This is a genomic window from Scytonema sp. PRP1, assembly GCF_036697665.2.
Lineage (GTDB): Bacteria > Cyanobacteriota > Cyanobacteriia > Cyanobacteriales > Nostocaceae > Kalymmatonema > Kalymmatonema gypsitolerans.
The window spans coordinates 142,115-160,654 of sequence record NZ_JBAHYJ020000113.1 but is presented as its reverse complement, the minus strand read 5'-3'; the positions used below and the strand labels follow the sequence as shown (position 1 = coordinate 160,654).

At 43.0% G+C, this 18,540-nt stretch carries 15 protein-coding genes and 1 pseudogene; 4 read left to right on the top strand and 12 right to left on the bottom strand.

The window, feature by feature from the left end; translation table 11 throughout:
• Window positions 1-346: 346 nt before the first annotated feature.
• The 6 genes and pseudogenes from V5G28_RS30185 to V5G28_RS30160 all read right to left on the bottom strand — a co-directional run bounded on the left by V5G28_RS30185 (window position 347) and on the right by V5G28_RS30160 (window position 7,511).
• Window positions 347-1,597, bottom strand: a complete 1,251-nt coding sequence (locus tag V5G28_RS30185; RefSeq protein ID WP_332987082.1) for a glycosyltransferase family 4 protein — start codon at window positions 1,595-1,597, stop codon at window positions 347-349.
• 68 nt (window positions 1,598-1,665) lie between these two features.
• Window positions 1,666-2,688, bottom strand: a complete 1,023-nt coding sequence (locus V5G28_RS30180; RefSeq protein WP_332987081.1) for a polysaccharide pyruvyl transferase family protein — start codon at window positions 2,686-2,688, stop codon at window positions 1,666-1,668.
• A 94-nt stretch (window positions 2,689-2,782) separates the two neighbouring features.
• Entirely contained in the window at window positions 2,783-4,063 is a 1,281-nt protein-coding gene (locus tag V5G28_RS30175; protein WP_332987080.1) for an ABC transporter ATP-binding protein, read from the bottom strand.
• Window positions 4,064-4,260: 197 nt separating this feature from the next.
• The gene (locus V5G28_RS30170) at window positions 4,261-5,103 is read right to left on the bottom strand and encodes an ABC transporter permease (RefSeq protein ID WP_332987079.1); all 843 of its coding nucleotides are present in this window, start codon (window positions 5,101-5,103) and stop codon (window positions 4,261-4,263) included.
• Window positions 5,104-5,606: 503 nt separating this feature from the next.
• The gene (locus tag V5G28_RS30165; RefSeq protein WP_332987078.1) at window positions 5,607-6,023 is read right to left on the bottom strand and encodes a hypothetical protein; all 417 of its coding nucleotides are present in this window, start codon (window positions 6,021-6,023) and stop codon (window positions 5,607-5,609) included.
• Between the two features lie 181 nt (window positions 6,024-6,204).
• Window positions 6,205-7,511, bottom strand: a pseudogene (locus V5G28_RS30160) (glycosyltransferase family 4 protein).
• Window positions 7,512-7,935: 424 nt separating this feature from the next.
• Here V5G28_RS30160 and V5G28_RS30155 point away from each other — a divergent pair.
• The gene (locus V5G28_RS30155) at window positions 7,936-10,146 is read left to right on the top strand and encodes a GumC family protein (protein ID WP_332987076.1); all 2,211 of its coding nucleotides are present in this window, start codon (window positions 7,936-7,938) and stop codon (window positions 10,144-10,146) included.
• Between the two features lie 363 nt (window positions 10,147-10,509).
• A complete protein-coding gene (locus V5G28_RS30150; protein WP_332987075.1) occupies window positions 10,510-11,043 on the top strand; it encodes a vitamin K epoxide reductase family protein in 534 nt (177 codons plus the stop codon).
• 151 nt (window positions 11,044-11,194) lie between these two features.
• Here the strand turns inward: V5G28_RS30150 and V5G28_RS30145 are convergent, their stop codons facing one another.
• From V5G28_RS30145 to petJ, 3 genes are all read right to left on the bottom strand, one after another.
• The gene (locus V5G28_RS30145; protein ID WP_332987258.1) at window positions 11,195-12,214 is read right to left on the bottom strand and encodes an aldo/keto reductase; all 1,020 of its coding nucleotides are present in this window, start codon (window positions 12,212-12,214) and stop codon (window positions 11,195-11,197) included.
• 131 nt (window positions 12,215-12,345) lie between these two features.
• Window positions 12,346-13,827, bottom strand: a complete 1,482-nt coding sequence (locus V5G28_RS30140) for a cytochrome P450 (RefSeq protein WP_332987074.1) — start codon at window positions 13,825-13,827, stop codon at window positions 12,346-12,348.
• A gap of 42 nt (window positions 13,828-13,869) precedes the next feature.
• On the bottom strand, window positions 13,870-14,217 hold the full coding sequence (gene petJ, locus V5G28_RS30135) for a cytochrome c6 PetJ (protein ID WP_332987257.1): 348 nt from the start codon (window positions 14,215-14,217) through the stop codon (window positions 13,870-13,872).
• 368 nt (window positions 14,218-14,585) lie between these two features.
• Here petJ and V5G28_RS30130 point away from each other — a divergent pair, with 368 nt between their 5' ends.
• Window positions 14,586-16,028, top strand: coding sequence for a serine aminopeptidase domain-containing protein (locus V5G28_RS30130; RefSeq protein WP_332987073.1), 1,443 nt, complete (start codon window positions 14,586-14,588; stop codon window positions 16,026-16,028).
• 117 nt (window positions 16,029-16,145) lie between these two features.
• On the top strand, window positions 16,146-16,925 hold the full coding sequence (locus V5G28_RS30125; RefSeq protein ID WP_332987072.1) for a histidine kinase: 780 nt from the start codon (window positions 16,146-16,148) through the stop codon (window positions 16,923-16,925).
• 153 nt (window positions 16,926-17,078) lie between these two features.
• Here the strand turns inward: V5G28_RS30125 and V5G28_RS30120 are convergent, their stop codons facing one another.
• The 3 genes from V5G28_RS30120 to V5G28_RS30110 all read right to left on the bottom strand — a co-directional run bounded on the left by V5G28_RS30120 (window position 17,079) and on the right by V5G28_RS30110 (window position 18,442).
• Window positions 17,079-17,270: a YqaE/Pmp3 family membrane protein gene (locus tag V5G28_RS30120; RefSeq protein ID WP_096565714.1), complete on the bottom strand. Its 192-nt coding sequence runs from the start codon at window positions 17,268-17,270 to the stop codon at window positions 17,079-17,081.
• A gap of 142 nt (window positions 17,271-17,412) precedes the next feature.
• Window positions 17,413-17,814: a phage holin family protein gene (locus V5G28_RS30115; RefSeq protein WP_096565712.1), complete on the bottom strand. Its 402-nt coding sequence runs from the start codon at window positions 17,812-17,814 to the stop codon at window positions 17,413-17,415.
• A 286-nt stretch (window positions 17,815-18,100) separates the two neighbouring features.
• On the bottom strand, window positions 18,101-18,442 hold the full coding sequence (locus V5G28_RS30110) for a 2Fe-2S iron-sulfur cluster-binding protein (RefSeq protein ID WP_332987071.1): 342 nt from the start codon (window positions 18,440-18,442) through the stop codon (window positions 18,101-18,103).
• Between the last annotated feature and the right edge of the window lie 98 nt (window positions 18,443-18,540).

The window sequence follows — 18,540 nt, the reverse complement described above, 5'->3', positions numbered from 1 at the left end:
AAAGATTGAGTACTTTTTATGTACGTTTTTTAGTTGTTGAAGTCAGAACTTGAAGAACATTGATGAACAGTAAGGGTAAAAAAAAATCCTCTTATAGCAATCCTAAATCATTCGTAAAATTCTCTGTTCTCTCTTTTCTTAGCGCTCTTGGCGACGCCAGTCGCCTGCGGAGGGAAACCCTCCTGCCGCGCTGGCTCGTCTTGGCGGTTGATAATTTTTACAACTCAAATAGGACTGCTATAGTAGTTTGTCAAGGCAACTTTGATAAGTTTGTAGTAAGCACTTTAGTGCTTTGGAAAGGGCTTCAGCCCTCACTACAAGCCTTCAAAATTAGTGTGGTAGATTACTAGGCAGACACTTTCTGCTCGCTCCTAGTTTGTCTGTTTAATACCTGCTGATAAACTTCGATATATCGCTGTGCCTGGAGTTCTATAGGGTATTCAGCAAGAGCGATCGCCCGACAATTTTGACTCATGCTAGAGCGCAAATTATCATCCTCCAACAACTGCACAATCCCATGACAAAAATCATCAGCATCCTCTGCTGTAGCTAAGTAGCCAGTGACATCTGGACGCACCAAATCAGGGACGCCACCAATTTTGAATGAAACCATAGGAGTCCCACAAGCCATACTTTCCTGTAGCACTAAGGGGAGATTATCGGCGCGAGTCGGAAAAATAACCAAGTCAGCAGCAGAATAAGCGATAGATTTCAGGCGATCGCTGCTGACGTAACCAAGATTTACGGTAGTCATCCCTACTGCCTCAGAAATTGCCTCGCCACGACGACCTATAGTTAAAAGCACAGTTTCAATCTTCAGGGATGGGGGTAAGTTTTGCAAGGCTTTCAGTAGTAAATCACCTCCCTTACGGGTATTTGTTAGACTTTCCGCTCCAAACATCAAAACCTTTTTCCCTATTGGAATATTAAGCAACGAACGGCACTGTTCAGGGTCAAGGGGTTGATATGCTTGTGTGTCAATACCATTAGGGATGTAATGAATGGGGAAGCGGTTAAGAATACTTTGTTTAACCTGTTGAGTCAGCCATTGACTCAGTGTCACAATTGTTAAATTGGCTTTGCTGTAAACCCAATTTTTCAGCCTCCACTCCAGACGAGTGTTGTCTTTAGGAACAGCGGGGTACGCCTCTGGGTAAGGACACTGACCGCAGCCAGTTTTCCAGCGATCGCAGTCATAGCTATAGGCGCAGTGACCTGTAAAACTCCACATATCGTGAAGCGTAAAAACTGCTGGTTTGTTTTCAGTTAATGCTGGAATCGCCAGATAATTGAAGTAATCATTATGCAGATTGTGAAAGTTAAGGATATTTGCATTCTTGTAGAAACTGTGTTTCGGAATATCAAAGCTATTGATATGGTTAAGGTAGTTAAACCCAAGACGCCAAGCTACACTCCAGAGTGGTTTTTCAATCCGTTTATTGCGCTGCAACAAGGCTACGCGATCGCTAGTAGTTTCAACTTGACCCACTAATAACCGAGAGTCAATGCCTTGAGCCAGCAAACCTTGATGCAGTCTATAGCCGGCGATCGCTGCTCCACCAGAAATATCAGATTGGTTGATGTGTAAAACGTTCATTGTGCTGGCATGATAGCTTCTATCAACATGAATTCGGGTTTGTAAACTGTGTCATCCAGTTGCGTTTTTTAATGAATTGCCAAACAATGCTCCACATGACTATCTATCTTTCTTAAATGAGAAAACTGACTTTTCCACTTATCGATGGCAGTTAAATCTAGCCTTATTTTAGGAGATGAACTTCCATCAATCCATTGACTAATATATTCCAAATTTGCTCTATCTATTGTTGGTAGTTGAGTATCTCGAGCTATTTCCTTGGCACGGTTATCTATTTCTAAGATTAAAGACCTCTTCTTAGAGCAAAGACATCTGATTCCACCATGAAGCCTAGTACCAACGTAATCAAAAGAGATTCCAGAATGAATAAATTCATCCAAAGCTGCTAAAGACTCCTCTAGTATAGTGACTGGAATATTTAGAGCAGATTGAAGTTCAGATATATATTCTGCGTCATACCTTCCTTGAGGCCAGAAATAGATCCTTTCATATTTAGAGAACAATAATTCTAGGAGCTTTTTATCTAATTCAACGTTTTTGTTATAGTCAGTCAGCATTAATAGTACATTGTCTGATTTAGCAATAGGAAAATGTCCAGGGTGCATTTCCGCCAGCGGCCACATAGTTGGACACCCAGTATTTAAGACATTTTTGATACCCATTTGCGGAAGTTTGTCCCTAGTATAGCTATCTCTTACAGAGTGTATGCCTTTTCTAGATAGAGTCGTCTGTAAAAGAATTCGTGTATATAAATTTGGAGAATCTTGATACTGCCACCAACCAACTCCTAAAAGGATAGTCTTCTTTAATTGAAATGCTGTTTTAAGTCCTATTTTCCACTGTCTATATTCATTCATATTAGACGAAAGCAAATTTGTTCCACCAACAATAATTAATAAACACTCATGACGAATAAAGTCAATTTCTTTTTTTGTTAAAGCACTATGAGTGGAAAATTTAATAAGATTTTTTATTCCAAAAATTTTATCTAATTCTCTTTCAACTGCGTCCTGAATAATTAAATCTCCTAAATTTGAGCTTGGAACGCCAAGATTGTTTTCAATACCTGGATCAAGTAGGCAAATTTTCATGGTTTTTCAGATTAGTAAATAATGATTTTCTGCAACGTTTTGCTATGGTTAACAATTCAGTTAAAGATATTGAGGTGGCAGCAATCCATTTCTCTTAATGTGGTACAGCTACAGGCGAACTCCACCGATGTGGCATAACAATGCTGCCATATCCGGTTGCTATGACTGGACGTCCTCTGAGTGGTCCTTCCTCAACCTCTAAGCTAAAAGCTCCCTCAATATGGTCTTGTAGTTCACCATTGCTCATAATTGCAACATTCATTCTGTATATGCCAGGAATCAACAATATCTCATCAATTTCGCAAACTAACTTCGTAGTTGTGTCTAGGTTGCCAGTATCTTGATAGCTACGGACAGAACTATTAAAGTTTGTTACTGGCTGCCCGTACTGATCATAGAGAGTAAAAATGCATGACATTCCTGGTCGTGCTTTAGTAACATGAAAGACGAAATAGGCAGGGCGTCCTGTTGCTATAGTTGTCGATGTCCAGTCTGCATCATTAAAAACCTCGACTTTACTTAGGCGAATTTCTCCTTTTCCTTTTCGCTCTGTCCGTTCTAAAAGGTTTTGTGAACCAGATTTTTCAAGAGTTTGCAGATAAGTACTAACTGCTTCATATGCAGTTTCGTCAGAGACAACAGTTCCGTATCTTAATAAAATTCCACGCGTACAGAGCGTTTGAACGACTCCCATATTGTGACTGACAAATAAAACTGTTCTTCCTTCTTTTCCTACCTCCTCCATCTTTCCTAAACACTTCTTCTGAAACTGAGCATCTCCTACTGCTAGCACTTCATCTACAATCAAAATTTCTGGCTCTAAATGTGCCGCCACCGCAAACGCCAAACGAACATACATTCCTGATGAATACCGCTTGACTGGCGTATCTAAAAACTTCTCCACCTCCGCAAAGGCAACAATCTCATCAAATTTCTTCTTAATTTCTGCCTTGCTCATCCCCAAAATTGCACCGTTGAGATATATATTTTCTCTACCTGTCAGCTCTGGATGAAACCCTGTTCCCACTTCCAATAAACTGGCAACTCGACCCTTAATGCGAATTTGTCCTGTGGTTGGTTCTGTAATTCGGCTGAGAATCTTGAGTAGTGTGGATTTCCCTGCACCATTACGGCCAATAATGCCTACTCTATCGCCCTGCTTGATCTCAAATGACACATCTTTCAATGCCCAAAATTCCTCAGAAAAATTCTTAGCTCGCTTTTTCGAGTTTTGAGTTACAGGATTGAGTGTTGTCAGCAGAGATTTTGCGCGATGAGTAATCACATCTCGCAGTGCTATGTACTGCTCTTGCTGCTGGTGATCAATAGTGTATTTCTTGCCTAAATTTTCAACTCGGATAACAGTGTCAGACATTTACTCTTCAGTTTTATTTGTTGTGATTGTGCTTGGTTAATAAGGTGACTACTGATTCATGTCATTCATTTTGCCAAGTTGTAGAACTTTCGGTTCCGAGCGTTCGTACAGGGTTTTGATGATACATAAACCAATTAAAACTAATGCGATAGATTGCTACCTGGATTTGTATTGAATTTACTCATCTAAACGACCTGCTAAATCACATCAGCAAACTGGCGTTCCATCTTGCGGAAATACCAAATCCCACTGAAGAAAAGTAAGGCGACCAGTCCTAAAGACAGAACAAAGCCTGGTAGATACAAATAAGACTCTCCTCCTAAAATCGCCCAACGGAAGCCATCAATCACTCCTACCATCGGGTTTAAGGAATAAAGCAACCGCCACTTTTCTGGAACAACGCTGCTGCTGAAGCCTACTGGCGAGATATACAGACCGAACTGCACAATAAACGGCACGATGTAGCGGAAATCCCGATACTGAACATTCAAAGAAGCCAACCATAACCCTGCTCCTATCGAAGCAGCAAAAGCAACCCCAGTAAATAATGGCAGTGTCAAAATGCGCCAGCTCGGGACAAAGTTGTACCACGCCATCAACCCCAGTAGAATCATTCCTGAAACCAAAAAATCCACAAAGCTGACGACAACTGCACTTGTCGGTACAATTAACCGAGGAAAAAATACCTTAGATATAAGGTTGGAATTAGTGATAAGACTATTACTACTTTCAGACAGAGAGTTAGCAAAAAATTGCCAGGGTAACATTGCTGCAAATACCAAAATTGGGTAGGGAGCACCTTGCGAGGGCAACTTTGCCAACTGCCCAAACACGACTGTGAACACCACCATTGTCAAAAACGGACGAATGAGCGCCCAAGCCATTCCAATAACTGTCTGCTTGTAACGTACAAGAATGTCTCGCCATGCCAGAAAATAGAACAATTCCCGGTAGCGCCATAAGTCTTTCCAGTATTGTTGTTCCGTGCGTCCTGCTTCAATGATTAACTCTTGCTTGACGGTAGTGTTTTGATAACTCATAACTGGCTTAGCCAACAAAGATAAAATCCCGGTTACCGAAAAAATGGGTTTAAAGCCCCGTCCTAGAAGGACGGCTTTCTAAATCTGGAACAAAAAAGCAGTATCGTGCGACAATATAAATAGCCTACAGGTTGAAATACCGCCGACACGTGCCCGACAAATATGGCTCGGCTAGGAAAAATGCTACGGTATGCCACACGAGCGATCGGAAAATAGTAAGGGCAAGAGCTACCGATAACTCTATAAACAGGGCAGTAACTGTTAAACAGCAGTGAATGATTCAACAGACAAAACAATTTGGAGTAATCCGCGTACCGTGGGGCACACGGGAACGTACTCTGAAATGGGTAAACGCTTGGGGAGTTGTCCATAAGTGGGTTGTAGCCTAAAAAACTGCAATATGCGCTTAGGCGCACGCTACGCGAACGGACAAGTATGAATTGTAAGACCTGTAATAAGGGAAACCTGACGGAGGCGAGTTCAGCCCAAGAATCCCCTGACTTTTAGGCAGGGGAGATGTCAATTTTGTATCCAACCATGCTTGCATGCCTGAGAGTAAACTCTCCTACAGAAGGGTTTCCTTGGGGATAAATCACTCCCATTGCTTGCTGCCAAAGTTCTGGTGGTGCTACAGACAAATCATACGTATTCTCTTGCTTGCGCACGTGATACCACTTTTTCTCTTGACACTGGTCGCACCAGAAAGCTTCCAACCACTCACCAGTAAGGGGTATTGCAGTTTTACTAGCTATTAGAATTAAGGCGTTTTTTCGTCCTATCCCTCGTTGCTGAAGTTGCCCAGCGCTATCTGCAAATAATGGATACTTTTGACTCACACTGTCAAGATAACAGCCATGTATAGGACAATAAATAGCTCGTCGTTTTGTACGTTTCCGATTTCGGTCACACCTTCTGTGCAATTCGACCTCCCCTATTAACAAGTAAATAAGAAGGTTACGTTGGAGGGACTGAGATCAACAAGACCATCGAAGCCCAACTCCTCAATCGACATTGAGATATTTAATTTCAAAAAGTATGTTTTCCGCTTGACGACTTCTTACGCATTTTATGAAGTGCCATGGTGCAGGAAGACTAACAACCCTATGATATAGCCCGCCGCAATACTTCAAAATATTGCCTAGATATAACCTCAGGTGTGAAATAGGACTGCAAATATTGACGAGCAGAGTTACCCATACGCTCTGCTAAACGCTGATCGCGACTTAGCCGCGAAATAAACTCCGCCAGCTCGTAACTGTTTGCATTCTCAAACGTCTCACCACAGTTTGCATCTGCAATCAGTTGCCTCAAGTATGAATGATTTGGACAAATCACTGCTACTGGTCGTCCAGTTGCTAAAGCCGGATAAAGCTTGCTGGGAGCAACCAGACTTTCCATCGCTGCATCCACGCTTACTAGCGATAAATCACAGGCTGTGAGGGAATAAGGTAGCACATATCTTTCTTGATATGGAAGAAACAAAAAGTTCTGAAGCCCTAATCGATTGACCTCCTCAATCAGTTCTTCTCGCTTAACTCCGCCGCCTATACAGACAAACTGAATAGCCTCTTTTTGTAAATACTTGGCAGCATTCAATATTGTATGTGTATCATGGCAGCGACCCATGTTGCCTGAGTACATGACTGTAAATTTATTTACGAGATTGTACTGGTGGGCAAACCAATTATCTTCCTTGGCAATCGGCACAATCGATTTAGGATCTGCCCAACTATGAATCACAGAAGTCTTATCAGCAACTTCCGGATAACTCGCCGCCACCTGTCGCTTCATAGCTGGACTGAGAACCACAATACCCTTGGCTTTTCGCAAAATCTGTCTATTTAGAACCTCCCAGAATTTACCCAACCAGTGGTGTTTTGGTATCACGTCAAGAGCGATCGCAATATCTGGATAAAGGTCATACAGTATGCAAACGTAACTCAGCCCGAATAAAACGTGAGCCAAATAACCCAAAATTGGCAGAAATGGGGGAGCGGTGGTCAATAAAACAACGTTACGATGACGCGCAGCATTTACCAGATAGAGCGCAGCACGTAAGGTGAACAGAATACCATTGATAGCTTTACCGCGAATCCGATCAGGGCAAAGTTGGGTTGTACGCGATCGCTTAATTCGCACCCCATCAGATTGTTCAACAGTTGGAGCATAAGGAGTCGCAAAAGCATAACCTGGTTGACCTGTGAATACCTCAATGTCTACCCCTTGTTGGTCTAAATGTCTAACTAGTTCATCAATTAACTGTCCGGTTGCAGCATAATCTGGGGGAAAAACTGTGTAATTACAGACAACTTAATGAGCTGCCCAACTTTAAAAAATTCGTAATTTCCAACTTGTAAGTCTTCGTGGTGGCTTTGAACTAACTGCTTAAGCCTGTGGTTGTATTCCACGCGTAGTATACTCCTGGGGAAATCGCTGATCCGATCGCTGGTATTAGACTGCCCAAAAAAATCGGAATAATTAACATCATGAAGAAATTTTTTTGAACTTTTGGGTATAAAGATTTTGTAACAAGTGCTGTGATTTAGGTAATATTACAATACTCGTGAAGCTCTTAGTCAGTTTTACTGATATCACTTTACTTTTTCATTGTATAGATACGTGCATTTACCGAAGCTTAAAGATTACAGCCAGCGTTAGGATTGTGCAAAAAAAGATGGCTTTAGCCTTGAATCTAGGCAACGAGCAAAATATTAACTGGTGTACAAGCTTCAAACTTTTACTTCAGTTGCTATTCCTATTCTGGTGAAAATTTACGGTTCTTCAAGCTCTTACACAAATTTCGCCTAGATTCTTACCTAGCAAGAACACATAATGGAGATTTCTCTCGTGAAAACCTCATCTCTCAATGGGAATAACGGGAATAAAAACTATTTACCTCAGGTGCTTCAAACTCAATCTTTGCCTTTTTTAGAAGTACAAAGAGATGATTGGGATTTGCTGCAATTTCTGAGTGTAATCAAGCGGCGATCGCTAGTGATTGCAGTAGTCATGACTGCTGTTCTAGCTGGTGTTGTAGGTGTAACGCTAAAGCAAAAACCAGAATATCAAGCCAAATTTCGGATTTTAGCCGAACCTGTCAATAGTAATGACAGTAATCTGCCAAAGCTTGCCTCTGGTATAGAGCGCACATTAGACAAGTTCAGTTTGGATTACGAAACTCAAATTCAGGTTCTCAGAAGTCCTGAACTGATGACAAGTATTGTTAAGCAGTTGCAAGTTTATTATCCTGAAATTAACTATGATTCTCTTGTAAACTCTCTGAGTATTACTCGTTTAGGTGAAACAAAAATTATAGAAGTTCGCTACCAAAGTAACGATCCAGTTAAGATTAAAGTAGTACTAGATACACTAGCTCAGGCTTACTTAAAGTACAGTTTAGAAGATAGACAAACTAATTTGCGTCAAGGAATTCAATTTGTCGAAAAACAACTGCCATCCCTACAGAATCGGGTTGATCAGATCCAACAACAAGTGCAAAAGTTCCGACAAAACTATGACTTTATCGACCCGCAAGGTCAAGCAGAGCAAATTGCAGGGCTTGTTCAGAGTTTATCTGGGCAACGGCTAGCTATTAATCAGCAATTAGCGATCGCTCGCACTTATTTCGCTAGCATCCAAGGACCAGAGGGAGCGAAAGTAGCACTGGCTGATGCTTCTGTGTATCAGCAGTTAATCACTAACATTCGCCAATTAGAAGCTCAGACAGCTTTTGAATTAACGCGCTTCCAAGAAGGTAGTGTACCCATCGAAGTATTGCGAGAAAAGCGGCAAAGGCTGTTGCCCTTGTTACATCAGGAGGCGCAGCGAGTTTGGTCTATAAAAGTTGCTCAAGTGGCAAACGAAATTCAGAATTTAGAATCGCAAAGTCAAACGCTTGCTCAAGCAGAAAAAACACTTCAGAAAAAAGTAGAGCAACTGCCAGTTTTGGCACGACAATACACAGAATTACAGCGGAACTTACAAGTAGCAACTGAGAGTTTAAATCGTTTTCTTACTACCCGCGAAACTTTGCAAATTCAGGCAGCTCAGACACAAGTTCCTTGGCAGTTAGTTCAAGCGCCAGTTCAGCCAGAAGTTCCTGTGTCTCCTAACACTCAACGTAATTTGATGTTGGGATTGGTTGCTAGTACGCTCTTGGGAATAGGTAGTGCCTTACTCCTTGAAAAGCTTGACAATACTTACCATACGGTTGATGCTTTCAAGGACAAGCTCAAACTACCCCTGCTAGCCACGATTCCATTTGAAAAGCAACTCCCAAAAATTCAAGACCGCACTATTGCAGATCAATCTTGCACAAAATTGGCAAATTTGCGTTCTCAGGACAGTTCTGGGTCATCTGAAGTTGTTGAGCGTCCGGATACACTTAATGAAGACTACAACCAGTATGAATCGCTGAAATTTTTGGAAGCTTTACGGGTACTTCATACCAATATTCAACTGCTCAGTTCTGATCAACCGATTCGCTCTCTAGTCATTAGTTCTGCTGGCGCTGGAGATGGTAAGTCAACAGTTGCATTCCACTTAGCACAGATAGCTTCTGCTATGGGACAACGAGTACTACTCGTGGATGCCGATTTGCGACGACCTCGGATTCATACACTAACAAATATAAATAACTTGTGGGGATTGAGTAGTGTCATTTCTGGAAATATACCAGTGGAGACAGTGATCAGACAGCTACCTTCTGTAAGGGAATTCTCTGTCATCACAACAGGACCGATTCCACCTGACCCTGCAAAGTTGCTCTCGTCACAAAAAATGAAGCAATTAATGGCAGATTTTCATAAAGCCTTCGATTTGGTCATTTATGATACGCCTCCCTTAGTCGGCCTTGCTGATGCTAGCTTGCTCGCACCTTCCACTGATGGTATTGTGCTTGTCACTAGGATGCACAAAACAGACCGTTCTGCACTGAAAGAAGCTTTAGATAGCCTAAAAATAAACCGAAGTAATGTCTTAGGTCTAGTTATTAATGGACACAAAAGTATGAGTAATTACAACTATTACAAATACAAAAAATAAGTTCACAGTTTTGAGAAGACATTTCAAACAAGATGCTGCGCTTTGCACAATCGCACTTTTGAGTACAAGGCTCTTAACATCTAGTTTAGATGTTTAAGTTTCGTTAGCTGCCTCCATAATCCGTCTGCCGAGTCTTTCTAAATTATTCGCTGTTTGATAGGTAACGCTCAACGAAGTACCTCCAGCGTAAGTGGTACGGATCAAACCGATTCTCGAAAATGGTAAGCAATCTATCTGCTAAAGTGCAGGGCGCTATCATCGCTCTCGTTCGATGCATACTGTGTATTCTATCGGTTGTCGGTGGAACGCCCCGTACATGGCTGATGTGAGCGTCAACGCATACGTTATAGAGGATTGCGCTTTATGGAGCCAACACAACTAAGTCAGGAACTGCGTCAAGGAAAAAGCCCCGATATGACCCGTCGGCGATGGATTATCGGCTTGTCTATGCTTGGCGGTTCGATGGGACAACTCGTCTCACTCTACCAAACCGGGATCGTTGATCACTTACCCGATCCGCCAGGACCCTTCGACGCAGACCGCGTTGACGCGTCTAACTACGCTTACAGCCGATTCAACTCACCCGATGGACCAATTATGGTGGTTAATTACGCCCTTACTGCTTGGTTAGCTTCAGCTGGTGGTATAGACCGCGCACGGCGTAATCCGCTCCTACCAATTGCAATGGGCGTCAAGCTCTTGGTCGATGGCGTCGTCTCTGCCGAATTAGCTCGTGAGGAGTGGAGCGAGAACAAAGCGTTTTGTGAGTACTGCCAGGTGGCAACGCTTTGCTCGTTCGCGTCCATAGTACTTGCAGTGCCAGAAGTTATGACTGCTGTTCGTACTCTGCTGGGACGCCGCGACAAGAACAGTGCAGCACAAGGTAATACACAGTAGACTTCTTGCAAAAGTATGATTAATTAGAACCACAGATGCACATAGATTAATACTAGTTATTTATCTGTGTGTATCTGTGTTAATCTGTGGTTTGATTTTCAAAAAGATTGGCTTTTGGACTCTTGTTTCTTCAATGTTTGAGCAACGAGGCTCATCGCCTATATTCGTCGCCGCAGTCGCCGATTAACTGATACAAATTCCGTGACTTGCTAGATACGGCATTTATCTGATTCAAATCTTCAGCATCCAGTGTGAAGTTAAATACTTTGGTATTGTCTTCTATGTGTTCGGATACTCCCAGCCTTGCACCAACAATAACACCTGCAACAGTTGGCTGATCCAAAATATAACGTACTGCGACATTAGGGATAGTGACACTGTATTTGTCAGCTATTTCTTTAAGGGTAGAAAGTAATTCTTGAAAGAGTCTCCAACCACCCCAACCATCTATCATATTTTTGTATTTTCTTAAGCTAGCAGTGGTCAAGTCAAACCCTCGCGGCTCCTGTTTCCCTAAGTACTTTTCTGATAACAAACCACCGCAAATTGTGCCGTAAGTGAAAAGTTTTATATCATGCTGTTGACAAAACGGAATCATATTAACTTCAGGGCGGCGGTCAACAAGAGAAAATTGCACTTGGTTGGAAACTATTTTGATACCTGCCTCGGTGATAATTTGCAAATGTTCTGTATCAAAGTTAGTCAAAGCTAAATGCTTGATTTTTCCCTCAGCTTGCAGTTCTGCCATATACTTGAGGGCATCAAGGTAATTTTTATCTCTGTATTCCCACCAGTGAAATTGCATCAAATCTAATGATTCTACACCCATCCTTCTGAGGGAAATATTAATGTTTTCCTCAACCAATTCTCTGGTCATCCTAGCAGGACGCGGTACCCATTTCGTAAAGGCTTGAATGTTAGATAAAGCCTCTTTGCCACGAGTCGCAATTAACTGACGGCGAAACTCACCAATAAAATCTTCTGCTGGTCCATAATGGTCTGCTAAGTCCCAAGTCGTAAAGCCTGCATCCACATATTTGAACATAGTTTGAATAGCGGCTTTTGGATCAATGCGTCCGTGCGCGCCAGACACTTGCCACATTCCATTTAAGATGCGACAAATGTTTAAATCAGGTGTGAATTTTAGACGGCTTGATGCGGGTAGGTTCATCACAAATTACGGCAGAATCCCCTTTCATGGGTCAAGCATGGCAGGGGAGGAATGCCGTCCTCCAATTATTGAACGACAAAAATTTTAGGTCTTGTTTGAGAGTATCATGGATGCCGAGTGCGCTGGCTGTTTCATGCTGGCAACTGCACCATCTCGCGCACATTCCCCCGCACACCACCCACTCCTTGAGCAAACTGGCGGTCTTGCTTGTGAACCATCATCGGCATCCCGTGCTTGGGAGTTATGACAATAAAACCACAGCGTTCAACTCTTTGCTGCGCAAGGTATTGCAGGCGGTATTTTTGTAGGAGCATTGCCATTACAATCTTAATGGTTAGCATCGCAAAGCCAGCTCCGATACAGATGCGTGACCCAGCACTAAAGGGGTTGTATTCAAACATCGTGGGTTCAAATCCCTCCCAACGCTTGGGGTTAAATCTCTCTGGCTCTGGATAAACTTCGGGCATATGATGGGTTTGGTAAATGTTGACGAAAACCTCAGTTCCAGCTGGCAAGGCGTAGCCTCCAAGTTCAGTCGGTTGCGAGGTAACACGCCCGTTCCAGGGTACAGGAGCCAACACCCGCATACTCTCTTTAATAACTCGCTCCAACAATGGTAACTGCTGCAACTGCTCAACAGTTGGTGCTTCTCCCTGCAACACGCTCTGGAGTTCATCAAGCAAATCGGCGGCTATCTCTGGATGTTGTGAAAGCAGAAATAACGTCCACGTAAGGGCATTGGCGCTGGTTTCATGCCCCGCCGCAAAGATTGCACCCACGTGTCCGAGCAGTTCGTCCTCAGTCAGCGCCACACCACTCTCAGCATCCCGTGCTTGGATTAACATTGAGACTACGTCCCCATCATCATTGCCACTCGCTTGTTTACGCTGAATGAGGACGCGCATTTCGTCATCCAGTTGCGCCATTAAATTGAGTAAGTGATGGTACGGTAGCCCTGGTAAGTCAAAGGGCAACAGAGCAACCCCAACACTACCCTCTAAAGTGAAAGCTTTTTGTAAAATCTTGGTGGTTCTACCCCCCTCCTCACCAATATCACTGCCAAACAGAGTCTTGGTGGCTACCCGCAGGGTGAGGAGTCGCATCACCTCAGCAATGTCAGTTGGCTGGTTAATCGGCAATTGCTCCAGAACCGATTGGGTGATAGTAACAATCTCCTCGCGGTAGGAATCGATTCGCTGTTTATGAAACGCAGGCATCAAAAGCTGGCGGTGCTGCCGGTGAGTTAGACTGTTGACACCAAATAGCCCCGCGCCAAAGTGCTTGAGCGGTTCTGTGCGCTTTGAATCATCCCGCTTGCTGTACAACCTCCCGGACAAGGGATACTTGTAGTAAATCTCGTGCTGACTGGTCACTTGACGAACATATTCCGAACCGTAGGTCAACACTGTGCCAGGACAGTTGGGGAGCGGCGAGTAGAAATTAGTGCCCCCGCCTGCTGTCAGGGAGACCACCGGACCATAGGTTTGAAACAGAGAACGCGATACTCCTATCGAGTCTGTGGCAAAGCGCCAGACCATAGCAGGGCGTCCCAGAATTGGGAAAGGGCGAGGTCCAGGTACGGTCCATATCGGTTGAGCGGTGATTGTTGTCATCGTTCGTAGAACAGTTCGTAGTTTTATGGACAAATATTCTAACTAACGCCAGCCTTTTTGAGCTTGCTCTAAAACATAAGCAGATACATCTTGTATTTCTTGTTCGCTCAGGCGGTCTTTGTAGGCTGACATGTTGCTTTTGCCATTAGCAACAATCGAGGAAATTGCCTCAATGGAATCCATGCCATACTTTTTGAGCGCTTTTAGTTTCAAGTTTTTCCCTCGCCTAACAATGTTGCTACCGTTAATATGACAACCAGCACATTGAACGCTAAATATTTTTTCGCCATTAGCTGTATCTGCGGCTAATGCTGTAGGAATGAAGTTCAGATTTAAGACAATGAATGTGAGTAAGAGAATTGTGAGTAGCTTTTTCAATTTTATATTCATTTGAATATTAGACAAGGTTGTATTTTTGGGTTGGAAATTTCTATTTTTAGGTATCTGTTAACAAGTAATATTTACAAGCTATAGCAGTTCTATTTGATTTATGAAAATAACCAACCGCCAAGACACCAAGAACGCCAAGAAAAGAGAAAATAGAGGATTTCACGTAAGCGCAGAGCGTGCCGCAGCGCCTCCGCGTCGCGTGCCCGTGCCTCTTAACGGAGGAGCTAACGCGCTTCACGAAGGGGGCGCGTAGGCTTAGGGCTTATCATTTAGGATTGCTATACATAGCTAAATCTCCTTTGCTAGGTAGAATTTGGATCGTCTATCTGTTGATTATCATCTACAGTGTCTGCAAAATTACGACTTAGATGAATCGCAAGCGTTTATTATTGGCGATCGCCGCACTGTTGCTGATTGCCTTTTCTTGGTGGGGTGTTATTACAGCGCGTACTGGGTTAGTGGTGCGTAGCCTTCAGCGTGAAGAAGTACCAATGCTGTACCTTGCGCCACGCAACGCCGAGAAGATACCGGGTGTCCTCATAGCGCACGGTTATGCGGGTTCCAAGCAGTTGATGTTGGGTTACGCCCATGTTTTGGCACACGCAGGTTATGCTGTGATGCTGTGGGATTTTAACAGTCATGGGGCTAACGCCAAACCACTGCAACGTGGTTCACTCCAGCAAAACCTAGATGTTGCTTATGCAGCAATTTTGGAACAACCAGAGGTAGATTCGTCGCGGTTGGCGTTGCTAGGGCATTCTATGGGGAGTGGTGCGGTGATGTCGGCGGGTATTCAGAATGTCAACCGTTTTGCTGCAACTGTTGCCGTTTCGCCCACGGGTGCGAATGTAACGCCAAGAGCCCCGCGTAACCTGCAGTTGCAAGCTGGAAGTTGGGAAGGTCGCTTTGTTGCCAATGCACAGCGGTTGCTGAGGACGGCGGGAGGAGAAAATGACAACTTTGCTGAGGGAAGGGGGCGATCGCTTGTCGTCATTCCTAACGCCGAACACATCACCATTTTATTTCGCGATTCTAGCCAGCAAGCTGCCAAAAACTGGCTTGATGCCACGTTTGGACTGCAACGCAGCAGTAACTATGTTGACTATCGGATGATTTGGTATTTCCTGCACTTGCTAGCATGGCTGGCTTTACTTGGTGCAGTTGCGCCTGTTTTGCACCCCACCCCAGATAAGCTGAAAGTTCATCAGTTAAGAAGTTGGGGAGGTTTACTGGCTGCACCATTTGTTGCAAGCGGTGTACTTGCATTGTTAAGTCGTGGTGGCGATATTAACAGTTTAGGTGGCTTGCTGGTAGGCGGTGCGGTGAGCATTTGGTTCGGTGCTGCGGGTTTCGTTTGGCTGGCTGTCATGTTTCGCTTGCCGCGTCCTACACTACGAATGGCGCTAGGCGTAGGGCTATTTGTAGTATTGTGGGTTGCCTTTGGTGCTATGGCGCAGGTGCTGTGGTTGCAGTGGTGGCTGATTCCACCACGTTTTCAGTTGTTTCCCCTCATGTCACTTGCTTGTTTTCCTTGGTTTTTGGCATCTGGAGTTGCACAACAAGGCGTTGGAGTTGGACGACGAATTTTGTGGTGGCTAGGACAAAGTGTGATTTTGGTAGGGGGTTTTATTTTGGTGCTTTACTTGTTGCCAGAACTCGGCTTCATTTACCTTTTGCTGCCATTGTTTCCCTTGGTGATAAGTATTTTTTCTTATGTTGCCAGCTTGTTTGCAGAACCTTGGAGTTATGCCATTGGCAGCGCGTTATTGTTTGGTTGGATACTAGCAGCTGCCTTTCCTTTAGCTAGCTAGTTGTTTTCTATCTATTCTACCTAAAGGATGTACCGCGTTAGAAGATATTGCGTCACGATAAAGAAGAGACATACTCTCGATAAATTTCTATAAGTTAAATCTCAAAGAGCATTAAAGATGACTAATAATATCAAAGAGCAAATTAAAAACGACCTGCAACAAGCAAAACAAACCGGACAAGTCAGATCGGAACGTGTTCGAGAAATTGTAAAATCTGCACTTTCTCAGGTAGTTTCTGAGTTTAAAGAAGGTTCTACTGAACTTCGCACCCTTGTTAAAGATGCTGTCTCTACTGTCATTGAAAACTTACAAGAAAAAGGTAGTGACGTGAAAGAAGAAGTGACGGCATCCATTGAGGGAGCGTTGGAAGCAGTTAATAGTAAAAGACACGAATCTATTGCTAAAACTCAAGCTGAAGTTAAGCAACTACAAGCTAAATTAGATGAACAAGAAGAAAAAATTCAGCAAGAAGTTGAAGGAATTTTAACAGAAATTCAAGACACAAGGGAAGAAAAATCTGCTAGTGCAAAAATCGCTATTGAATCGGCGATCAATGGCATCAAAAATAGTGAAGAAGCAGAATTGTTAAAGAAACGCTATGCTCAACTGCGAGCACAGCTAGCCATCGTACAAGCTAACTTGGCTGCACGTTATGGCGGACGTTCTGAGGAAGTTCAAGGATATTTAGACGAAGCTAAAAACTGGTTTAACCAAGCTCGTCCGCAAGCAGAAGTGGTAGTTGCACAGGTACAAGAAAAAAGTACGCAGGTAGACCAAAAGCTTGGCGAAGCAGGTACGGCGATCGCTAAAAAAGAGCGTCAGATCAAACAAATATTAAGGGAGTTACTCCATGCAGCGGCTGACAGGTTGAAAGATAAAGAACCTGTTAAGAAATAAATAGACTACCAGCGACAGGGTAGGCAAATGCCTACCCTAGTTTTTACAGAAAGCAAAATAGAGACGCGACATGAATGCCGCGTCTCTACAGTTTTTTAGCGTCTTTTGTTTGTTGCACTTTCAAGAAAGATGACTACCAATAGTGCATTCTTGTTAGTATATTTCTCCCCCTCTGTCCAGTTTCTCTTCGTGCTTGGCAATGACCCAAATTGCATGAATACTACCGGGAAGCCAACCAAGAAGCGTAAGTAAAACGTTAATCAACAGAGTAGGACCAACTCCAACTGTTAGGAAAACGCCTAAAGGAGGCACGACTAAACCAAGAATAAAACGAAGTAATTTCATGGGATTGCTGCTACTTTCTTAAACTGTTTTCACTTTCATTTTCTTTAATTAACCGAATGAAAAACTCCTCCACAGGAGTTATCTTGTTTCGGCGTAGAGTAGAGACAAGAATACTTTAGTCTCTACTGCTAACTGCTGATATTTAGCTTGATGGCAATTCTGCTTTGTTCTTTGCATCTTGGCTGCCAGGTAAAGCCAGATTTCTTTCAGCAAAGTATTTGTTAATGAAAGTATTACCAAAAGAAAGGACAACAGGACCGAGAAGAAAACCAATTAATCCGTGAACTTGGAACCCAGGAACGAAAAATGCTGCTAAAGAGAAACAGATGCCGTTAACAACCAGTGAAAATGCTCCTAAGCTCAGGAAGTTAAGTGGCAAAGAAAGAACCGATAGAACTGGCTTGACTGAACCATTGATAAAACCAATAGCCAAAGCAGCGATCATAGCTGCTGGGAAATTATCAATGTTAACACCAGGAACAACTAAATCCACAATTAGCAAGCTTAAAGCTGTTGCTATAGCGGTGACAAATGCTCCAATCATTGTTTTTTCCTAAAACCCAGAGAATGTGTTTTTAAACTCCTTCCCCTATCTTCAAACTATGTACTGCATCTTAACCTCTCTAACAAGGCATATTTCTTGTTATGCCATTTGGCTAGTATCTTAAAATAGTTAACAGTATGGTGTTATAAATTAAAGTTAAGAGTTTAGTGCCAGCTCATTTATAAAGAAAATATTAAAAGTTTAGGGTAAATTTTTAGGGTGCGTTAACCAAAACTCCGACACCCTATAATCATTTTATACTTAGCTTTACAAATGTCCTGTATAACTATTCTGATTGTGCAGCATTTCCTTGAAAGTAAAGCGATGATTTATACAAGACTTGTTCTTGATGAGTTTCTAAAGTGCAATCCGACAAAGGATAAGCAACACAGGTAATAGTGTAGCCAGCCTCTACTTCATTTGGACGCAGAAACTTTTGCTCACTTTGGTCAATTTCTCCACTGATTATCTTGGCAACACAGGCAGAACATTCCCCTTGTTTGCATCCAGATGGTAAACGGATACCAGCTTCTTGGGCGATATCAAGAATATACTGGTCATCTGGGACTTCAATGGTGCGATCCAATCCAATTGCGGAATTTATGAGTCGAACTTGATAAACTGCCATCTGTGATTTTTATACGAGATTTACATGAATGCTATTTTCCACCGCTTGGGTGATTTCGCACCATAACGCAATGTAGAGACGTTGCATGCAACGTCTCT

What these genes read in the sequence shown, in the direction of transcription:
- V5G28_RS30185 (WP_332987082.1), bottom strand. Translation starts at nt 1,597, where the DNA reads ATGAACGTTTTACACATCAACCAATCTGATATTTCTGGTGGAGCAGCG.
- V5G28_RS30180 (WP_332987081.1), bottom strand. Translation starts at nt 2,688, where the DNA reads ATGAAAATTTGCCTACTTGATCCAGGTATTGAAAACAATCTTGGCGTT.
- V5G28_RS30175 (WP_332987080.1), bottom strand. Translation starts at nt 4,063, where the DNA reads ATGTCTGACACTGTTATCCGAGTTGAAAATTTAGGCAAGAAATACACT.
- V5G28_RS30170 (WP_332987079.1), bottom strand. Translation starts at nt 5,103, where the DNA reads ATGAGTTATCAAAACACTACCGTCAAGCAAGAGTTAATCATTGAAGCA.
- V5G28_RS30155 (WP_332987076.1), top strand. Translation starts at nt 7,936, where the DNA reads ATGGAGATTTCTCTCGTGAAAACCTCATCTCTCAATGGGAATAACGGG.
- V5G28_RS30150 (WP_332987075.1), top strand. Translation starts at nt 10,510, where the DNA reads ATGGAGCCAACACAACTAAGTCAGGAACTGCGTCAAGGAAAAAGCCCC.
- V5G28_RS30145 (WP_332987258.1), bottom strand. Translation starts at nt 12,214, where the DNA reads ATGAACCTACCCGCATCAAGCCGTCTAAAATTCACACCTGATTTAAAC.
- V5G28_RS30140 (WP_332987074.1), bottom strand. Translation starts at nt 13,827, where the DNA reads ATGACAACAATCACCGCTCAACCGATATGGACCGTACCTGGACCTCGC.
- petJ (WP_332987257.1), bottom strand. Translation starts at nt 14,217, where the DNA reads ATGAATATAAAATTGAAAAAGCTACTCACAATTCTCTTACTCACATTC.
- V5G28_RS30130 (WP_332987073.1), top strand. Translation starts at nt 14,586, where the DNA reads ATGAATCGCAAGCGTTTATTATTGGCGATCGCCGCACTGTTGCTGATT.
- V5G28_RS30125 (WP_332987072.1), top strand. Translation starts at nt 16,146, where the DNA reads ATGACTAATAATATCAAAGAGCAAATTAAAAACGACCTGCAACAAGCA.
- V5G28_RS30120 (WP_096565714.1), bottom strand. Translation starts at nt 17,270, where the DNA reads ATGAAATTACTTCGTTTTATTCTTGGTTTAGTCGTGCCTCCTTTAGGC.
- V5G28_RS30115 (WP_096565712.1), bottom strand. Translation starts at nt 17,814, where the DNA reads ATGATTGGAGCATTTGTCACCGCTATAGCAACAGCTTTAAGCTTGCTA.
- V5G28_RS30110 (WP_332987071.1), bottom strand. Translation starts at nt 18,442, where the DNA reads ATGGCAGTTTATCAAGTTCGACTCATAAATTCCGCAATTGGATTGGAT.